The organism is Serratia grimesii (genome assembly GCF_900186025.1).
Lineage (GTDB): Bacteria > Pseudomonadota > Gammaproteobacteria > Enterobacterales > Enterobacteriaceae > Serratia > Serratia grimesii.
The window spans coordinates 3,900,298-3,917,975 of sequence record NZ_LT883155.1 but is presented as its reverse complement, the minus strand read 5'-3'; the positions used below and the strand labels follow the sequence as shown (position 1 = coordinate 3,917,975).

Annotated in this window: 16 protein-coding genes; 13 read left to right on the top strand and 3 right to left on the bottom strand. The window is 53.8% G+C overall.

Annotation, left to right across the window (positions count from 1 at the left end; all coding sequences use genetic code 11):
- Positions 1–40: 40 nt before the first annotated feature.
- Entirely contained in the window at positions 41–1,951 is a 1,911-nt protein-coding gene (locus SGBXF1_RS18390) for an NAD(P)-binding protein (RefSeq protein ID WP_186427319.1), read from the top strand.
- Positions 1,948–3,135: a c-type cytochrome gene (locus tag SGBXF1_RS18385; RefSeq protein WP_186427318.1), complete on the top strand. Its 1,188-nt coding sequence runs from the start codon at positions 1,948–1,950 to the stop codon at positions 3,133–3,135. Before SGBXF1_RS18390 ends, SGBXF1_RS18385 begins: the two co-directional genes overlap by 4 nt.
- Before the next feature lie 237 nt (positions 3,136–3,372).
- On the opposite strand, the gene hmpA is transcribed toward SGBXF1_RS18385, so the two are convergent.
- Positions 3,373–4,563 carry an NO-inducible flavohemoprotein gene (hmpA, locus tag SGBXF1_RS18380; RefSeq protein WP_037417485.1) on the bottom strand — a complete coding sequence of 397 codons (1,191 nt, stop codon included), beginning with the start codon at positions 4,561–4,563 and terminating at the stop codon, positions 3,373–3,375.
- A gap of 372 nt (positions 4,564–4,935) precedes the next feature.
- On the opposite strand from hmpA, the gene glyA reads away from it, so the two are divergent.
- Entirely contained in the window at positions 4,936–6,189 is a 1,254-nt protein-coding gene (gene glyA, locus SGBXF1_RS18375; protein ID WP_037417488.1) for a serine hydroxymethyltransferase, read from the top strand.
- Between the two features lie 155 nt (positions 6,190–6,344).
- Complete coding sequence (locus SGBXF1_RS18370; protein WP_037417491.1) at positions 6,345–7,496, top strand: 3-phenylpropionate MFS transporter; 1,152 nt, start codon at positions 6,345–6,347, stop codon at positions 7,494–7,496.
- Here SGBXF1_RS18370 and csiE read toward each other — a convergent pair.
- A complete protein-coding gene (gene csiE, locus SGBXF1_RS18365; RefSeq protein WP_186427317.1) occupies positions 7,493–8,758 on the bottom strand; it encodes a stationary phase inducible protein CsiE in 1,266 nt (421 codons plus the stop codon). The genes SGBXF1_RS18370 and csiE overlap by 4 nt on opposite strands.
- 144 nt (positions 8,759–8,902) lie before the next feature.
- Here csiE and SGBXF1_RS18360 point away from each other — a divergent pair, with 144 nt between their 5' ends.
- Positions 8,903–9,571, top strand: a complete 669-nt coding sequence (locus tag SGBXF1_RS18360; RefSeq protein ID WP_037417494.1) for a DUF1007 family protein — start codon at positions 8,903–8,905, stop codon at positions 9,569–9,571.
- Entirely contained in the window at positions 9,562–10,584 is a 1,023-nt protein-coding gene (locus SGBXF1_RS18355) for a nickel/cobalt transporter (protein WP_186427316.1), read from the top strand. Before SGBXF1_RS18360 ends, SGBXF1_RS18355 begins: the two co-directional genes overlap by 10 nt.
- A 103-nt stretch (positions 10,585–10,687) precedes the next feature.
- Here the strand turns inward: SGBXF1_RS18355 and suhB are convergent, their stop codons facing one another.
- Positions 10,688–11,491, bottom strand: a complete 804-nt coding sequence (suhB, locus tag SGBXF1_RS18350) for an inositol-1-monophosphatase (RefSeq protein ID WP_037417499.1) — start codon at positions 11,489–11,491, stop codon at positions 10,688–10,690.
- Between the two features lie 119 nt (positions 11,492–11,610).
- Here suhB and trmJ point away from each other — a divergent pair, with 119 nt between their 5' ends.
- From trmJ to hscA, 7 genes are all read left to right on the top strand, one after another.
- Positions 11,611–12,345 (top strand): tRNA (cytosine(32)/uridine(32)-2'-O)-methyltransferase TrmJ, encoded by a 735-nt coding sequence (gene trmJ / locus SGBXF1_RS18345; protein WP_037417502.1) that lies wholly within the window; start codon positions 11,611–11,613, stop codon positions 12,343–12,345.
- Between the two features lie 193 nt (positions 12,346–12,538).
- The gene (gene iscR / locus SGBXF1_RS18340) at positions 12,539–13,033 is read left to right on the top strand and encodes a Fe-S cluster assembly transcriptional regulator IscR (protein ID WP_006318200.1); all 495 of its coding nucleotides are present in this window, start codon (positions 12,539–12,541) and stop codon (positions 13,031–13,033) included.
- Between the two features lie 54 nt (positions 13,034–13,087).
- Complete coding sequence (locus SGBXF1_RS18335; RefSeq protein WP_037417506.1) at positions 13,088–14,302, top strand: IscS subfamily cysteine desulfurase; 1,215 nt, start codon at positions 13,088–13,090, stop codon at positions 14,300–14,302.
- A gap of 24 nt (positions 14,303–14,326) precedes the next feature.
- On the top strand, positions 14,327–14,713 hold the full coding sequence (gene iscU / locus SGBXF1_RS18330) for a Fe-S cluster assembly scaffold IscU (RefSeq protein WP_012146333.1): 387 nt from the start codon (positions 14,327–14,329) through the stop codon (positions 14,711–14,713).
- 55 nt (positions 14,714–14,768) lie between these two features.
- Positions 14,769–15,092, top strand: a complete 324-nt coding sequence (gene iscA, locus SGBXF1_RS18325) for an iron-sulfur cluster assembly protein IscA (protein ID WP_037417508.1) — start codon at positions 14,769–14,771, stop codon at positions 15,090–15,092.
- Between the two features lie 63 nt (positions 15,093–15,155).
- Complete coding sequence (gene hscB, locus SGBXF1_RS18320) at positions 15,156–15,677, top strand: co-chaperone HscB (protein WP_037417512.1); 522 nt, start codon at positions 15,156–15,158, stop codon at positions 15,675–15,677.
- 150 nt (positions 15,678–15,827) lie between these two features.
- Positions 15,828–17,678 (top strand): Fe-S protein assembly chaperone HscA, encoded by a 1,851-nt coding sequence (gene hscA / locus SGBXF1_RS18315; protein WP_186427315.1) that lies wholly within the window; start codon positions 15,828–15,830, stop codon positions 17,676–17,678.

Below are 17,678 nucleotides of genomic sequence, written 5' to 3'. Positions count from 1 at the left end.
CGGCCGGTCTGATGATAATAAAAATAGAAGGAAGCCAATTATGGGCATCACCAGACGCGATTTTCTTAATGGGGTGGCGATCACCATCGCCGCCGGGTTAACGCCGATGCAGATCCTGCGGGCATCGCCGCAAACCGCCAATCAAACCCTCTATTATCCGCCGACGCTGACCGGGCTACGGGGGAATCATCCTGGTTCGTTTGAGCATGCTCATCAACTGGGGCGTGACGGCAAGGCCTTCGATTTTGCCACGGTGCCGGCTACCGAAGAGTTCGATTTAGTGGTGGTGGGGGCCGGTATCAGCGGGCTAGCCGCTGCCTGCTTCTGGCAGCAAATGAAGGGCACGCAGCAACGTATTTTGCTGATCGACAACCACGATGATTTTGGTGGTCATGCCAAGCGCAATGAATTCAGCAGTGAAAATGGCACCATTCTCGGTTATGGCGGCAGTGAGTCATTGCAGTCGCCGCGATCCAACTTCAGTCCGGTAGCGATGGGCCTGCTGCAAAAGTTGGGTGTCAGCATCGATAATCTGGAAAAAGCGTTCGATACCACTTTCTACCCGAATTTGAATCTGAGCCGCGGCGTTTATTTCGATCGTAAAAACTTCGGCGTCGACAAAATCGTGAGTGGTGATCCGGGCCGCATGGTTGCCGATGACATCCCGCACGATCGTCTTAATGGTCGGTCCTACGAAGCCTTTATCGGTGATTTCCCACTGCCGGAAAGTGATCGTCAGGCACTGATTGCGTTGCATACGGTGGATAAGGATTACCTGCCGGAAATGAGTCAGGAGCAGAAAAGTGAATGGCTCGACAAACACAGCTATACCGAATTCCTGCGCGATAAGGTCGGCCTGAGCGAAATGGCGATCCGCTATTTCCAACAAACCACCAGTGACTTCCAGGCGGTGGGCATCGACGCCACTTCGTGCAGCGATGCGCGTATTTGCGATCTGCCTGGCCTGAACGGCATGAATCTGCCGCCGCTGGATGAAGAGTCACAGGCGGATCTCGACGATCCTTACGTGTTCCATTTTCCTGACGGCAACGCCACATTGACGCGCTTAATGGTACGTCATTTAATCCCGGCAGTTTCACCGGGCGGCAAGGACATGAATGATATCGTGTTGGCGAAGTTCGACTACAGCCAGCTTGACCGCGCGGAGTCGCCGGTAAAACTGCGACTGAATAGTACGGGTCTGCATGCAGCCAACGTCGGCGACAAGGTCGAAGTGACCTATATGACCGGCGAAAAAATGACCAAAGTGCGCGCCGGGCAAGTAGTGATGGCCGGGTACAATATGATGATCCCGTATCTGGTACCGGAAATGTCGTCGGAACAGCAAGAAGCGCTGAAGCAGAACGTTAAGTCACCGTTGGTGTACAGCAAAGTGGTGATCCGCAACTGGCAGCCGTTTATTAAGCTGGGCGTGCATGAGGTTTACTCACCAACGGCACCGTATTGCCGCGTGAAGCTGGATTATCCGGTGAGCATGGGGGGTTATCAGCACCCACGCGATCCGAACCAACCGATTGGCCTGCACATGGTGTATGTGCCGACGCTGGCGGGCAGTGGGTTAAGCCCACGCGAACAGTCGCGCAAAGGCCGTGCATTGCTATTGGGCACGCCGTTTGAAGTGCATGAACAGATGATCCGTGAGCAGTTGCAGGGCATGCTCGGTTCCGCCGGTTTTGATCACCAGCGCGATATCGAAGCAATTACCGTGAACCGTTGGTCACATGGTTATTCTTACTTCCTGAACGGCTTGTTTGACGATGAAGAAGAAGCAAAGAAAATCATTGAGACTGCGCGTAAGCCGATCGGCAAAATTGTAATTGCCAACTCGGACTCAGACTGGAGCCCGTATGCCAACTCGGCGATCGACCAGGCATGGCGAGCGGTTAATGAATTGGCCTTCGGCCAGGCTGCCACCAAGGAGGGAGCATGAGCATGCGTTCACTGTATTTGCTGACCTTACTCGCGGCGGGAGGGTCTGCTCAGGCGATGTCGGCGGGGGAGTATGTGGCGAAAGCCGGTGACTGTACTGCCTGTCATACCACGCCGGGCGGGGCTCTGTTTGCAGGCGGGATGAAGTTCCCCACTCCGTTGGGCAACATTTACGCCACCAACATCACGCCGGACAAACAGCAGGGCATCGGTGCCTATTCTTTTGACGAATTTGATCGTGCTATGCGTCAGGGGATTGCTAAAGATGGTCATCGACTGTATCCGGCGATGCCGTACACCTCTTACGCCAAAATGAATGCGGAAGATATGCGTGCGCTGTATGACTACCTGATGAAGGAAGTGCCGGCACAGAATACGGCTAACCGCGCCAGTGATATCAGTTGGCCGTTGTCGATGCGTTGGCCGCTGGCGGTCTGGAACCAGTTATTCCATGACGATACGCCCTACCAGCCAGACAGCAGTCAGAGTGCCGAGTGGAATCGTGGAGCTTACCTGGTTCAGGGCGCTGGGCACTGCGGCAGTTGCCATACGCCACGCGGCTGGGCAATGCAGGAGAAGGGGCTGGACAGCAAAGAGCCCGCTTTCCTGAGTGGCGCTGAGCTGGATGGCTGGTACGCTTCCGGAATACGTGGACTGAAACCTGATGAAGTCGTGTCTTTGCTGAAAACCGGGCGCAGCCAACATGCCGCGGTCGCCGGGCCGATGAGTGACGTGGTTAGCCACAGCACGCAATATCTGACCGACGGTGATTTGAGCGCCATTGCCACCTATTTGCATAGCCTGGCGGCAGAAAAACCGTCGACGGAGAAACCTGTTGCCATGGCGGTCGATAACTGGAAAGCGGGGCAAGGCACCTATGCCATGTATTGTTCAACCTGTCATGGCAATAAGGGTGAGGGCAGTGACAACACCATTCCGGCACTGGCGGGTAACGCAACGGTCACAGCGGAGAATCCACTAACCGCGCTGCGCGTGGTGTTGGAAGGGGCGCATACGCCAATCACGCAACATGCCACGGCGGTTGCTATGCCGGGTTATGCTTGGGCGTTGAATGACCAGCAAGCTGCCGATCTGATGAGTTATTTACGAGGAAGCTGGGGTAATCAAGCTGCACCGGTTACGCCGCAGCAGGTAAAAGAGACACGCAAGCTGGCGGAGAAATAACGCAAGGGCGCGCGTTGAGCTGTTTGTTAGATAGAGATACTTGTGCCTGGCGCACCGAAGGGCACTTATGGGACACATCCGTGTGTCCCACCCTACGGGCCGACTGGACGTCGTTCCAATTTGCTCCCGGCAAATTGGTCGGCAGCTAAAGCTGCTACGACTCCTTCGGCTCGCGCTCCCTAATAATGGACATTATCAGCCGTATGAGGGCGCGGTAATAGGCCGCGCCCCTTTCAATTACATGACCTTATGCGGACCGAAGCATTCGTAGTGGATGCGATCGGCGTCCACGCCCATCTCCAGTAACTGCTTGGCCACATATTGCATGAAAGGTACTGGGCCGCAGAAATAGTAATGCATCTGTGGGGTGCTGAGCGTTTCGCGCAGTGCACTCAGATTCATCAAACCACGGCTTTGGTAGTCACGGCCTTCTACATCGTCGGCACCGGGTTGGTTGTACCACACATGACGGCGCAGATTAGGCATACGTTTGGCAATATCCGCAACTTCATCGGCAAAGGCGTGAACACTGCCGTTTTCAGCTGCATGCAGCCAGTGTATATCTGCCGGGTGCTGGTTATCGTGCAGTGTATTTAGCATGCCGAGCATCGGGGTTTGGCCGACACCGGCGGAAATCAGTGCCACAGGTGTGTCCGGCTGCGCGTCGAGAAAGAAATCCCCGTGCGGCGGGGCGATGTAAATCACGTCACCTTCTTTGGCTTGCTGATGCAGGAAGTTAGACACTTTGCCCTGATCCTCACGCTTCACCGCAATACGGTAGTATTCGCCGTTAGGTGAAGTGGTCAGTGAGTATTGACGTATTTCCTGGTTTTCCATGCTGTCGTGTTTGATGTAGACCGCCAGATATTGGCCAGGTTTGAAATCGATTACCCGACCGCCGTCAACCGGTGCCAACACGAAGCTGCAAATCACGTCACTTTGCGGCTGTTTTTTGACGATGCGGAAGGCACGCAGGTCACGCCAGCCACCGTCGGCGGCTGCGCTGGCCTGATAAATCTGGTCTTCACGCTGAATAAACACATTCGCCAACACGCCATAGGCTTTGCCCCAGGCATCCAATACCTCTTGGCCCGGGCTGAACATTTCATCCAACGTGGCCAGCAGATGACCGCCGACAATGTGATATTGATCCGGCTGAATATTCAGGCTGGTGTGTTTGTTGGCAATACGCTCCACTGCTGGCAGCAGTGCCGCCAGATTTTCGATATTCGAGGCGTAGGCGCAGATTGCGTCGAACAGTGCTTGGCGCTGATCGCCATTACGTTGGTTGTTCATATTGAACACATCTTTTAATTCGGGGTTGTGTTCGAACATACGATCGTAGAAATGTGCGGTCAGTTTTGGCCCGGTAGCGGCCAGCAGGGGAATAGTAGATTTTACGGTGGCGATGGTTTTGCTATCCAGCATGGTAGCGCTCCTTGGTCGGTTATTATTGGCGTTTTATAATGATGCATTTTAAATGCATCTTTAAGTTTAGACGCATCCTAGCGGTTTCTGAGGTGGCTGTAAATACCCCTGTTTTTGTTACGGAATCGTTAAGCGACGATCCCGCTCACAGAACATGAAAAAAACGCATTCTTAGCATGAGTAAAAGTCCGTTGCCCAATGGCACTATTTATCGGATCAAAGCCTTGCTGCGTCTAAAGCCAATCGTTTGCGTAAAAACCTCTGTCAAGACCTATCCTCGGTGGGGCGAAACAGTTTACACTGTGGGCCAGAACCCGAACGGGTAGTTGTTTGGTGATTTTTTAGTTAGCTGATTTAGTCAGGAGAAGCCGGATGTTAAAGCGTGAAATGAACATTGCTGATTACGATGCCGAACTGTGGCGTGCAATGGAGCAAGAAGTTGTGCGTCAGGAAGAGCACATTGAGCTGATTGCGTCTGAGAACTACACCAGCCCGCGCGTTATGCAGGCTCAGGGTTCCCAGTTGACCAACAAATACGCTGAAGGTTATCCAGGCAAGCGCTATTACGGCGGCTGCGAATACGTGGATATCGTTGAGCAACTGGCTATCGACCGTGCTAAAGAGCTGTTCGGTGCCGATTATGCCAACGTACAGCCGCACTCCGGCTCTCAGGCGAACTTCGCTGTTTATACCGCGCTGTTGCAGCCGGGCGACACCATTCTGGGGATGAACCTGGCACATGGTGGTCACCTGACTCATGGTTCACCTGTCAACCTGTCCGGTAAGCTGTATAACGTGGTGCCTTACGGCATCGACGAAAAAGGCCAAATCGACTACGAAGATCTGGCGAAACAGGCACAAACTCATAAACCAAAAATGATCATCGGTGGCTTCTCAGCCTTCTCCGGTATCGTTGATTGGGCAAAAATGCGTGAAATCGCCGACAGCATCGGTGCTTACCTGTTCGTTGACATGGCACACGTTGCAGGCCTGATCGCCGCCGGCGTTTATCCGAACCCAGTACCACACGCACACATCGTTACCACCACGACCCATAAAACCCTGGCGGGTCCGCGTGGCGGCCTGATCCTGGCGAAAGGCGGTGATGAAGACCTGTACAAAAAACTGAACTCTGCAGTGTTCCCTGGTGGCCAGGGCGGCCCGCTGATGCACGTGATCGCCGGTAAAGCGGTAGCACTGAAAGAAGCGATGGAGCCTGAGTTCAAAATTTACCAGCAGCAAGTGGCTGATAACGCTAAAGCGATGGTACAAGTGTTCCTGGATCGCGGCTACAAAGTGGTTTCCGGTGGCACTCATAACCACCTGTTCCTGCTGGATCTGGTTGATAAGAACCTGACTGGTAAAGAAGCTGACGCAGCCTTGGGCCGTGCCAACATCACTGTGAACAAAAACAGCGTGCCAAACGATCCTAAGAGCCCATTCGTGACTTCTGGTGTGCGTATCGGTACGCCGGCAGTGACTCGCCGTGGCTTCAAAGAAGCTGAAGTGCGTGAATTGGCTGGTTGGATCTGTGATGTGTTGGACAACATCAATGATGAAGCCACCATCGAACGTACCAAGAAGAAAGTATTGGATATTTGCGCCCGTCTACCGGTTTACGCATAACTCTGCTTTCCCTTTAAAAACCCGCTTCGGCGGGTTTTTTTATGCCTGTTGCAGACAAACTGTGAACTACCTAGCACTCTACCCCCTCGACGGTGAATGTACATTGCTAGCCAGTGTGACCTCTGTCAAAGTATCGCCCTCACACCGGAGGGATCATGGTTTTGCAATCAACGCGTTGGCTCGCTCTCAGCTATTTCACCTACTTCTTTTCTTATGGCATCTTCTTACCTTTTTGGGGTGTTTGGTTAAAAGGCGAAGGTATACCGCCTGAAACTATCGGTATTCTGCTTGGCGCAGGTCTGGTTGCACGTTTCCTCGGTAGTTTGCTGATTGCCCCGCGCGTAAAAGATCCCGCTCATCTGGTGACTGCCCTGCGCCTGTTGGCATTGCTGACACTGGCTTTTGCCGTCGGGTTCTGTTTCGGTAATGGCTGGGGTTGGTTAATGTTGGTGATCGCCGGCTTCAACTTGTTCTTTTCGCCGTTGGTCCCGCTCACTGACGCGTTGGCCGGTACCTGGCAAAAACAGATCACCATGGATTATGGCCGTGTCCGGTTATGGGGATCGCTGGCGTTTGTGATTGGTTCGGCATTGACCGGCCAGATGGTTTCCGTTTGGGGCCATAACGCTATTCTCTACAGCTTGATTATCAGCATATTGGCCATGCTGTTGGGCATGATGCTGAAGCCAAGCGTGATGCCACAGGGTGAGGCGCGTACCCACAATGAAGCAAACCGTTCATTGTGGGAGATGCTTAAAGAAGGGCCGGTTTGGCGCTTCTTGTTGTGCGTAACCCTGTTGCAGGGCGCACACGCAGGCTATTACAGTTTTGGGTCCATCTATTGGCAAGAGGCGGGTTACTCGGCGTCGACCATTGGTTACTTGTGGTCGCTGGGGGTTGTGGCAGAGGTGATTATTTTCGCCAGCAGTAATTTCCTGTTCCGTCGCTGGAATGCACGCAATTTGTTACTGCTTTCCGCCTGTTGCGGAATAGTACGCTGGGGTTTGATGGCCAGCAGTACTGAATTGGGATGGCTGTTGGTGATTCAGATTCTGCACTGCGGCACCTTTACGGTTTGCCATCTGGCGGCGATGCGGTTTATCGCGGCACGCAAGGGGCCGGAAGTGATCCGCTTGCAGGCGGTTTACTCGGCGCTGGCGATGGGGGGTGGGATTGCGATTATGACAGTGATTGCCGGCTTCCTGTTCGAGCATCTGCAGGGCGGGGTATTCTGGGTGATGGCGGCAGTGGCATTGCCGGCGTTGTTTATTCGTCCGCCGGCTGTCGCGGTCAGCAGCAGCCGTTAAGAGGTTTCCAGCAGCGCACGGATGGCTTTGCGTTGCTGGCGTTCTAACGGTAACTCAGTGTAAATCAGCGGCGGTTGCCGTTCACCGTGCTCCGTAGCGTAAGGGGTGATCACTAAGGTGACCCCTTGAGGGGGGCCGGAATGCAGGTAATCACGCAACGGCAAATATTTGATATTCAATGGCAGTAGCGTTAATTCACGGATCTGATATTCCACTTCCTCTTCCAGCTGCGGGTTGTCCAGCGTCAGTAGTAACACCTGCTTTTCTTGCAACGCATTACCTTGCATTAACCAAGCGCCAAAACTGATCGCGACCAGGCCGGCCTCCTCGTTGGAGAAATGAATGCCGTATTCCTGTTCAAGCGGTGACAGCGCCTCCTGAGCCGTGCGCATCAGCCGTGGGTATTTGCGTTCGACTTCTTCCAGAAGCGTGTTGTCGATACCAATCTCAAAGTGGCAACGCTCCACCGCAGGCGCCAGATGGGCAAACAATTGACTGATCAAATCGTCTTTACTGCTGAAGGTCATACCGGATATCTGTTGGAAGCACTCGACCATATTTTCAATTGCAGTCATCAGCCGCAGGTCTTCTGCAGAGTCATTGCTCTGATAACTGTGGTTTTTCAGCATGGTGAACATCAATACAAGAAAGTCGCTTTCACTCTCTTCGGGTTGCAAGGCAAAAAGTTGGCTCAATGAGTGAAGTAGTGCACCCGCCACCTGATGTTCTGGCTTCTGATGCAGCCAGTCGCGCTGGGTGGGGTTGAACGTGGGGTGCCGCTGGCTCCGTGCTTCCCACACGCAATAGGGGAGATAATGCTGTAGGAACTGACGATCACGCCGATCAAAGCTGCGGTTAATCAAGGGTTCACATGTGCTGATGTACTGTTCCAACTGCGTGGTCAAATCATGGTTCAATCCCAGTGCCTGCTGTAGCCACGGGGAGAAATGCTGTTCAATAAAGTCCGGGCTACAGCGCAGCGCCCGTCGCAGCCAGTGGAGCAGGCAGAGACGTTGATTGAGCGCACTGCCCCGAATCCGGTATCCCTCGTCGGGATTGCCGTCGATCTCCAGATGATGGAAACGCTGGATTTCACTGGCAACCTCGGCTATATCTTGCCGGGTGATAGGGGGGGCGACGCCATTAATTTGGCTGATAGTCTCCAGTTGTACTGCGGGCACCGGCGCATACAGCATCAATAACAGATGGCAGCGTCGTTGTTGACCGGAGAGCTCAGGCACAGGGGCAGTGTCCAGGCTCATATCACCTTCAGGCAGGTCACGTTTAAATTATGAGTAAGCATAGCAAAAGGCGATGCGCGGCGTGGCGACGGCACCCGGTTTTACTTCGGCTTACAACTTTCGTCACAATTATTGGGCGGAATCACGGCGGTTTAAGATTGGTTGATGTTACTTTATAACAATAATGAGTATCGTTTGATGATGAAGTTACGTTTTATTCTGGCCGGTTTTCTCATGCTATGCAGCACCGGCGCTGTCGCTCACCCGCACAGCTTTATTGATATGAACACCACCTTTGTGGCGAAGGATCAACAGCTGGTTGGCTTGAAAATGGTTTGGGTTATGGATGAAATCACCTCGGCGGACCTGCTTTACGATGCGGAGAATGCCAAAAGCGATTCAGAAGTATGGAAAAAGCTGGCAGCGCAGGTCATGGCCAATGTGCTGGGTCAGCATTATTTCACGGATATGTATCGCGACGGTAAGCGGGTGAAATATTTGAATTTGCCGACGGAATACCATTTGTCGCGCCAGGGGCACCAGGCGGTGCTTGAGTTTGTGTTACCGCTGGCCGAGCCGCAACCGCTGGCGGGTAAGCCGTTTGAGATCTCTACTTACGATCCAACCTATTTTGTCGATATGACCTACAAAGATAAGACAGCGCTGCACTTGCCGCCAGACATGGCATCGCAGTGCAAGTTCAAGCTGATGACACCTAAACCAAACTCGTCTTTGCAGGCATATGCCTTGTCCCTCGATAAGAACGATTCGCCCGGCGAAGATATGGCGCTAGGGCAACAGTTTGCACAACGGGTCAGCCTGCAATGTCAATAAACCTCAGCCAGCAGACGGCGCGTAAGCGACACTGGGCTTTCAGTCTGTGGCCATTGCTTTTGTTTGCATTGTTGCTGGCGCTGGGTGCCCAGTTGGCGTGGCACTATTGGCCGCAGCTGTTGATGCAAAGTGTTGTGTGGCAGAAAGGGCTGCATCAGCAGTTAGCCGGTTTGCTACAGCAGGTAAAAGCAGCACCGCAGCAGGCCGGGCTGGCATTGATGCTGTTCAGCCTGAGTTATGGCGTGCTGCATGCGCTGGGCCCCGGTCACGGTAAGGTGGTGATCGCCACCTATTTGGCAACACATCCAGCGCGGCTGAAAAGCAGTCTAAAACTGACCTTTGCTGCGTCGTTGGTCCAGGGACTGGTGGCGATTGCATTGGTAACGCTGATGCTGGTGGTGTTGCAACTGTCATCACGGCAACTGCACCAAAGCAGTTTCTGGCTGGAGAAGGGCAGTTTTATTCTGGTGATACTGCTTGGAGTATTACTGAGCTGGCGCGCCTTGAAGCGGCTTTATCACGCGGTGAAAGCGATGCGTCCGTCGCCTGCGTTGCGTATCAATAGCCTGCAGCCATTGTCGGCGGATCATATTCATAACGAACATTGCGGTTGCGGCCACCGGCATATGCCAAGTGACAGCGAGCTGCAGGCCGGTAGCGACTGGCGCACACAGACCGCCATTGTGTTGGCGATGGGGATGCGGCCATGTTCGGGCGCGATACTGGTGTTACTGTTTTCAAAGGTGATTGGTGTCTTTATCTGGGGGGTTATTTCTGCGTTAGCCATGGCGCTGGGTACTTCGTTGACCATCTCATTATTGGCTTTACTGGTGCATTACAGCCGCCGGTTGGCAGTGCGCTTAAGCCGTTCACGTGCGCCCGCCGCCTGGAGTGCAGTGGCCTGGGGTTCGTTGGCGCTGGCTGGTGGCCTGGTCCTGTTATTCGCCGGGCTGCTGTTATACGTCAGCGCCCAACCGGAGTTCGGTGGCGGCATCCGGCCTTTCTCTCGCTGACAGGCATAAAAAAAGCGCTGCCGAGGCAGCGCTTCAATATTCAAAACAGGATCAGGCGTCATGAGCGCAGACAGTTTGGGTGCGCTCAGCGTAATAGCCTGAATTAACGCTTCAGCGCTTCGCTCAGTTCTTCACGCATGGTGGAAAGCATGGCTTTCACTACGCGTGGGTTACCCGCTACCACGTTGCCGGAGCTGAAGTGGTTGTGGCCGCCGACAAAGTCAGTCACCAGGCCGCCAGATTCACGCACCAGCAGTTCGCCCGCGGCGAAATCCCATGGCTTCAGGCCAATCTCGAAGAAACCGTCAACGCGGCCGGCAGCCACATAGGCCAAATCCAGCGCGGCAGAACCGGTGCGACGGAAGTCGGCACACTGAGTGAACAGTTTGCCAACCACATTAATGTATGGCGTTGCGTGCTGTTTAACTTTGAACGGGAAGCCGGTTGCCAGGATGGTGCCATCCAGATCTTTGGCATTGGTGCCGCGCAGACGGTAACCGTTGAGCTGTGCGCCCTGACCGCGAGTTGCGGTGAACAGTTCGTTACGCATTGGATCGTATACCACAGCCACTTCAGTACGGCCTTTAATGCGTACGGCGATGGAAACTGAGAAGTGTGGGAAACGTTTGATGAAGTTTGATGTGCCATCCAGTGGATCGATCACCCATTGTACATCTTTGTCTTCGCCGACCAATTCGCCGCGTTCTTCGGTAACAATGCTATGTTGCGGATAGGACTTGCGAATGACGTCAATGATCAGATGCTCTGCATCGCGATCGACGTTAGTGACGAAGTCATTGGTCCCTTTCTGGCTCGCTTCTACAGCGTCCGGGGTTTCGTAGTTTTTGGCAATCAGGTTACCGGCCTTGCGCGCAGCGCGCACGGCGATAGTCAGCATCGGATGCATGGGTATCTTCCAACTAGGATGTTAAAGAACAGGAAACGGCGCGAAGTATAGCAGGTGTTCGGCAAATTGCCTACGGCTGTGTTAAGATGCTGTGATTTTCCGCTACGCTCAGAGTTTGTATGCTGCATAACATCCGCATTGTTCTGGTAGAGACTTCCCATACCGGCAACATGGGCTCGACCGCCAGAGCCATGAAAACCATGGGGTTAACCAACCTTTATCTGGTTAATCCGCTGATAAAACCTGATTCTCAGGCGATCGCCCTGGCTGCAGGTGCCAGTGACGTAATTGGCAACGCCACTATCGTTGATACCTTGGATGACGCCATTGCCGGCTGTAGCCTGGTGGTCGGCACCAGTGCGCGCTCACGTACCTTGCCGTGGCCGATGCTGGAACCGCGTGAATGCGGTGTACGCGCTGTGCACGAAGGCGAGCACGCGCCAGTCGCGCTGGTCTTCGGCCGTGAACGTGTTGGTCTGACGAATGATGAGCTGCAAAAATGCCATTATCACGTCGCCATTCCCGCTAATCCGGATTACAGCTCCCTGAATCTGGCAATGGCCGTGCAGATCCTGGCGTACGAAGTGCGAGTGGCTTATCTAGATCGCCAACAGGCAGGCGTGCCGCCGTTGGAAGAAACACCTTATCCGCTGGTGGACGATCTTGAGCGTTTCTATCAGCATCTGGAACAAACGCTACAGCACAGTGGCTTTATTCGCCCGTCACATCCGGGGCAGGTCATGAGCCGTTTGCGCCGTTTATTCACCCGCGCGCGACCAGAAGCACAAGAGCTGAATATCTTGCGCGGCATGCTGACGTCGATTGAGAAACAGGACAAACATCAAGGTAATTAATTTGATGTGTTGTAACGGCTCGCGGTAATAGTATTAGTTATCCAATGGTTATAATGTGTATTCTATATGCATTTTATATGGCTTAGTCCAAAATGTGCTAATACTTGAGTAAATTACTAGGTTAAATAGTTGACTGATTTACTCGGGAATGTCAGACTTTCGGCCATGTTTGACCAACAGGTAACCATTAGCTATGAGACTGACATCCAAAGGCCGTTATGCCGTAACCGCTATGCTTGACGTGGCATTGCACTCCCAGGAAGGGCCCGTACCTCTGGCGGATATTTCTGAGCGCCAAGGTATCTCGCTCTCTTATCTGGAACAATTATTCTCCCGTCTGCGTAAGAATGGCCTGGTTGCCAGCGTACGTGGACCGGGCGGTGGTTATCTGCTGGGGAAAGACGCGAGTGAGATTGCCGTTGGTGCAGTCATCACTGCTGTCGATGAATCGGTAGATGCAACCCGTTGCCAGGGTAAAGAAGGCTGTCAGGGTGGCGATCGCTGCCTGACCCATACCCTGTGGCGCGATCTGAGCGAGCGCATCAGCGGGTTCCTGAACAACATTACGCTGGCTGAACTGGTAAACAACCAGGAAGTGCTGGTGGTGGCGGATCGTCAAAATAATGATACCCGTCGCACGGCCAACGGTCGTCCGCAAGAAACTATCAACGTTAATCTGCGCGCATAAGCAGCTGGCGATATTTTTTTAGTTTTTGGAAGTGATGTACGGAGCACAAGAGCAATGAAATTACCGATCTATTTAGACTACTCAGCAACGACGCCGGTTGATCCGCGCGTTGCTGAGAAAATGATGCAGTTTTTGACTCTGGACGGGACTTTCGGTAACCCGGCTTCCCGTTCCCACCGTTTCGGTTGGCAGGCGGAAGAAGCGGTAGATATCGCCCGTAACCAAATTGCTGAACTGGTTGGCGCTGACCCGCGCGAAATCGTGTTCACTTCCGGAGCAACCGAATCCGACAACCTGGCGATTAAAGGTGCTGCCAATTTCTATCAAAAGAAAGGCAAGCACATCATCACCAGCAAAACCGAACACAAAGCCGTGCTGGACACTTGCCGTCAGCTTGAGCGTGAAGGCTTTGAAGTGACCTATCTGGCACCGCAGAGCAACGGTATTATCAGCCTGCAGGACCTCGAAGCGGCGATGCGTGAAGACACCATTCTGGTTTCTATCATGCACGTGAATAACGAGATCGGTGTGGTGCAGGATATCGACGCTATCGGCGAAATGTGCCGTGCACGCGGTATCATTTATCACGTTGATGCAACCCAGAGCGTAGGCAAATTGCCTATCGATCTGAGCAAATTGAAAGTCGACCTGATGTCGTTCTCCGGCCACAAAATTTATGGTCCGAAAGGCATTGGTGCGCTGTACGTGCGTCGTAAACCACGTATCCGTATTGAAGCCCAGATCCACGGCGGTGGCCATGAGCGCGGTATGCGTTCCGGTACCCTGCCTGTGCATCAGATCGCCGGGATGGGCGAAGCTTACCGTATCGCCAAAGAAGAAATGCCGACAGAAATGGCACGCTTGCGCACACTGCGTGATCGTCTGTGGAACGGCGTGAAAGATATGGAAGAAGTGTATCTGAACGGCTCCCTGGAGAACGGGGTTCCTAACATCCTGAACGTCAGCTTCAACTATGTTGAAGGTGAATCGCTGATCATGGCATTGAAAGACCTGGCCGTATCTTCGGGTTCTGCCTGTACCTCCGCTAGCCTTGAGCCATCTTACGTGCTGCGCGCGTTGGGAATGACCGACGAGTTAGCGCATAGCTCGATCCGTTTCTCTCTGGGGCGTTTCACCACAGAAGAAGAGATCGATTACACCATTCAACTGGTGCGTAAATCCATCGGCCGTCTGCGTGACCTGTCTCCTCTGTGGGACATGTTCAAGCAAGGCGTGGATATCAACAGCATCGAATGGGCACATCATTAATTCTCAGGATTCAGGAGCAAGGTCATGGCTTACAGCGAAAAAGTAATCGATCATTATGAAAACCCGCGTAACGTGGGTTCTTTCGACAACGAAGATCCTAGCGTTGGCAGCGGCATGGTGGGTGCACCGGCCTGTGGCGACGTGATGAAGTTGCAAATCAAAGTCAACAATGAAGGTATCATTGAAGACGCGCGTTTCAAGACTTACGGCTGCGGTTCCGCCATCGCTTCCAGCTCGCTGGTGACCGAATGGATGAAAGGCAAATCTCTTGATCAGGCTGAAGCGATCAAAAACACTCAGATCGCTGAAGAGCTGGAATTACCGCCGGTAAAAATTCACTGCTCAATTCTGGCCGAAGACGCCATTAAAGCAGCGATTGCCGACTACAAGAGCAAACACAGCGCCAAGTAATTATTTCTGAGTCATTTAGCCCGGCCTTGGTTGGGCTTTGAAGTGTGAGGTTGTGATGTCAATTACCATGAGCGACAGCGCTGCACAGCGCGTTCAAGCATTTATGGATAACCGTGGCAAAGGCCTTGGCCTGCGTCTGGGGGTGAGAACCTCTGGCTGCTCCGGGATGGCGTACGTGCTGGAATTTGTTGACGAAATGAACGATGACGACATCGTTTTTGAAAACAAAGGCGTTAAGGTGATCATTGACGGCAAGAGCCTGGTCTACCTTGACGGCACCGAGCTTGATTTCGTTAAGGAAGGCCTGAACGAAGGCTTCAAGTTCAACAACCCAAATGTCTCAAGCGAGTGTGGCTGCGGCGAAAGTTTCAACGTCTGACAGTCCATCGTGCTCCCCCGCCAGGTGCGGGGGAACTTCATCCGATAACGCCCAGAGCACGCTATGGATTACTTTACTTTATTCGGGCTGCCAGTTCGCTATCCCGTGGACGGCAGCCTGCTTGCATCTCGCTATCAGGATCTGCAGCGCCAATTCCATCCCGATCGTTTTGCCAGTCAGCCAGAACGCGAACGTCTAATGGCGTTGCAACAGGCTGCGACTATCAATGAAGCCTACCAAACGCTGAAGCACCCATTAAAACGCGCGGAGTATATGCTATCTTTGCACGGTTTTGATTTGGGCAACGAGCAACACACCCTGCGTGATACGGCGTTTCTGATGGAACAATTGGAACTGCGCGAAGAGCTCGATGCCATTGAACGCAAAGCGGACGCGGAAAGCCTGTTGGCCAGCTTTGGTGCACGGGTGAACGAGACGGTCAAACAGCGCAGCGCGCTGATGGTGCAGCAGTTGGATAATCAACAATGGCCTGAGGCCGCTGATACCGTGCGTAAGCTACGTTTCTTGGACAAACTCCAGCAACAAGTTGAACAACTCGAAGAAAAACTGTTGGGTTTTGAGTAATTCTTTTCATTTATACCCAAAATAATTGGCGTTGCATCAAGGCGGCAAATTTGTGACCCCCCAGGAGCATAGGTAACTATGTGACTGGTGCGAATAAATGCAGCCAACAACGATGCGGCTTCAAGTATGAAGGATATGGGAAGCTTCAATATGGCCTTATTACAAATTAGTGAGCCTGGCCTCAGTGCCGCGCCGCACCAGCGCCGTCTGGCTGCCGGTATTGATTTAGGCACGACCAATTCTCTGGTTGCTACCGTGCGCAGCGGACAGGCGGAAACGCTGGCCGATGCCGAAGGGCGCGATTTGCTGCCGTCGGTGGTGCACTATCAGGCGGACACGTTGCGTGTTGGCTGGGATGCACGTCAGCAAGCGGCCCAGGATCCTGCCAACACCATCAGCTCAATCAAGCGCATGATGGGCCGGTCATTGGCCGACGTACAGCAGCGCTACCCGAACCTGCCGTATCAATTCCAGGCCAGTGACAATGGTTTGCCTATGATCGTCACTGCAGCCGGTCCGGTTAACCCGGTGGGTGTTTCAGCCGATATTCTCAGGGCGCTTGCTGCGCGTGCGAAAACCGCGCTGGAAGGGGATCTCGATGGTGTCGTGATCACGGTTCCTGCCTATTTTGATGATGCACAGCGCCAGGGGACCAAAGACGCTGCGCGTCTGGCCGGGCTGCATGTACTGCGTCTACTGAATGAACCGACGGCGGCGGCAATTGCCTATGGTCTGGATTCTGGGCAGGAAGGCATCATCGCCGTGTACGATCTGGGCGGCGGTACCTTTGATATTTCTATTCTGCGGCTGAGCCGTGGGGTATTCGAAGTGTTGGCCACCGGCGGGGATTCCGCGCTGGGCGGCGACGACTTTGATCATCTGTTGGCTGACTGGCTGCGTGAGCAGTCTGGTGTGGCTGATCGCAGCGATCACGGTGTGCAGCGTCAATTGTTGGATGCGGCCATCGCAGCCAAGATTGCGCTGAGCGATGCTGATTGCACCACCGTTGAGGTTGCCGGCTGGCAGGGCGAAGTGACCCGTGCACAGTTTGACGCGCTGATCGCGACGTTAGTTAAACGCACCCTGATGGCATGCCGTCGCGCACTGAAAGACGCAGGCGTTAGCGCCGAAGAGGTGTTGGAAGTGGTGATGGTTGGCGGTTCTACCCGCGTGCCGTTGGTACGTGAGCAGGTAGGTACGTTCTTTGGGCGTACGCCGTTGACGTCGATCGACCCGGATAAAGTGGTCGCCATTGGCGCTGCTATCCAGGCGGACATTCTGGTGGGTAACAAGCCAGACAGCGACATGCTGTTGTTGGACGTGATCCCGCTGTCACTTGGTCTGGAAACCATGGGCGGTCTGGTTGAGAAAGTGATCCCGCGGAACACCACCATTCCGGTGGCGCGTGCGCAGGAGTTCACCACCTTTAAAGACGGCCAAAGCGCGATGATGATCCACGTGCTGCAGGGCGAACGTGAGCTGGTGCAGGATTGCCGCTCGCTGGCACGCTTCTCGCTGCGTGGTTTGCCACCACTGCCTGCCGGCGGCGCGCATATTCGCGTCACCTTCCAGGTGGATGCCGATGGCTTGCTGAGCGTCACCGCGATGGAAAAATCTACCGGTGTTGAAGCATCGATCCAGGTTAAACCGTCGTATGGTCTGTCTGACGCCGAAATCGCCGGTATGATTAAAGATTCGATGGCTAATGCGCAGAGTGATGTTGGCGCACGCATGCTGGCCGAACAACGGGTCGAGGCGTCGCGCGTGCTGGAAAGCCTGCAAGGTGCATTGGCCAGCGATGCCGCATTGCTGAGCGAAGCAGAAAGTACGGCGATCACTGCGGCTGTGGACGCCTTGCAACAGGCGACGCAGGGCACCGATCCTGCCGCTATTGAAGCCGCAATTAAAACATTAGATGCACAAACGCAAGACTTTGCCGCGCGCCGCATGGATGCTTCCATTCGCCGTGCGCTGGCTGGCCATTCTGTGGATGAGGTTTAA

Bases quoted from the DNA above. Each gene is read 5' to 3' on its own strand.
- csiE (WP_186427317.1), bottom strand. From the start codon at position 8,758: ATGAGCCTGGACACTGCCCCTGTGCCTGAGCTCTCCGGTCAACAACGA.
- SGBXF1_RS18370 (WP_037417491.1), top strand. From the start codon at position 6,345: ATGGTTTTGCAATCAACGCGTTGGCTCGCTCTCAGCTATTTCACCTAC.
- hscA (WP_186427315.1), top strand. From the start codon at position 15,828: ATGGCCTTATTACAAATTAGTGAGCCTGGCCTCAGTGCCGCGCCGCAC.
- SGBXF1_RS18390 (WP_186427319.1), top strand. From the start codon at position 41: ATGGGCATCACCAGACGCGATTTTCTTAATGGGGTGGCGATCACCATC.
- iscR (WP_006318200.1), top strand. From the start codon at position 12,539: ATGAGACTGACATCCAAAGGCCGTTATGCCGTAACCGCTATGCTTGAC.
- iscA (WP_037417508.1), top strand. From the start codon at position 14,769: ATGTCAATTACCATGAGCGACAGCGCTGCACAGCGCGTTCAAGCATTT.
- glyA (WP_037417488.1), top strand. From the start codon at position 4,936: ATGTTAAAGCGTGAAATGAACATTGCTGATTACGATGCCGAACTGTGG.
- iscU (WP_012146333.1), top strand. From the start codon at position 14,327: ATGGCTTACAGCGAAAAAGTAATCGATCATTATGAAAACCCGCGTAAC.
- SGBXF1_RS18360 (WP_037417494.1), top strand. From the start codon at position 8,903: ATGTTACTTTATAACAATAATGAGTATCGTTTGATGATGAAGTTACGT.
- SGBXF1_RS18385 (WP_186427318.1), top strand. From the start codon at position 1,948: ATGAGCATGCGTTCACTGTATTTGCTGACCTTACTCGCGGCGGGAGGG.
- SGBXF1_RS18335 (WP_037417506.1), top strand. From the start codon at position 13,088: ATGAAATTACCGATCTATTTAGACTACTCAGCAACGACGCCGGTTGAT.
- SGBXF1_RS18355 (WP_186427316.1), top strand. From the start codon at position 9,562: ATGTCAATAAACCTCAGCCAGCAGACGGCGCGTAAGCGACACTGGGCT.
- trmJ (WP_037417502.1), top strand. From the start codon at position 11,611: ATGCTGCATAACATCCGCATTGTTCTGGTAGAGACTTCCCATACCGGC.
- hscB (WP_037417512.1), top strand. From the start codon at position 15,156: ATGGATTACTTTACTTTATTCGGGCTGCCAGTTCGCTATCCCGTGGAC.
- suhB (WP_037417499.1), bottom strand. From the start codon at position 11,491: ATGCATCCGATGCTGACTATCGCCGTGCGCGCTGCGCGCAAGGCCGGT.
- hmpA (WP_037417485.1), bottom strand. From the start codon at position 4,563: ATGCTGGATAGCAAAACCATCGCCACCGTAAAATCTACTATTCCCCTG.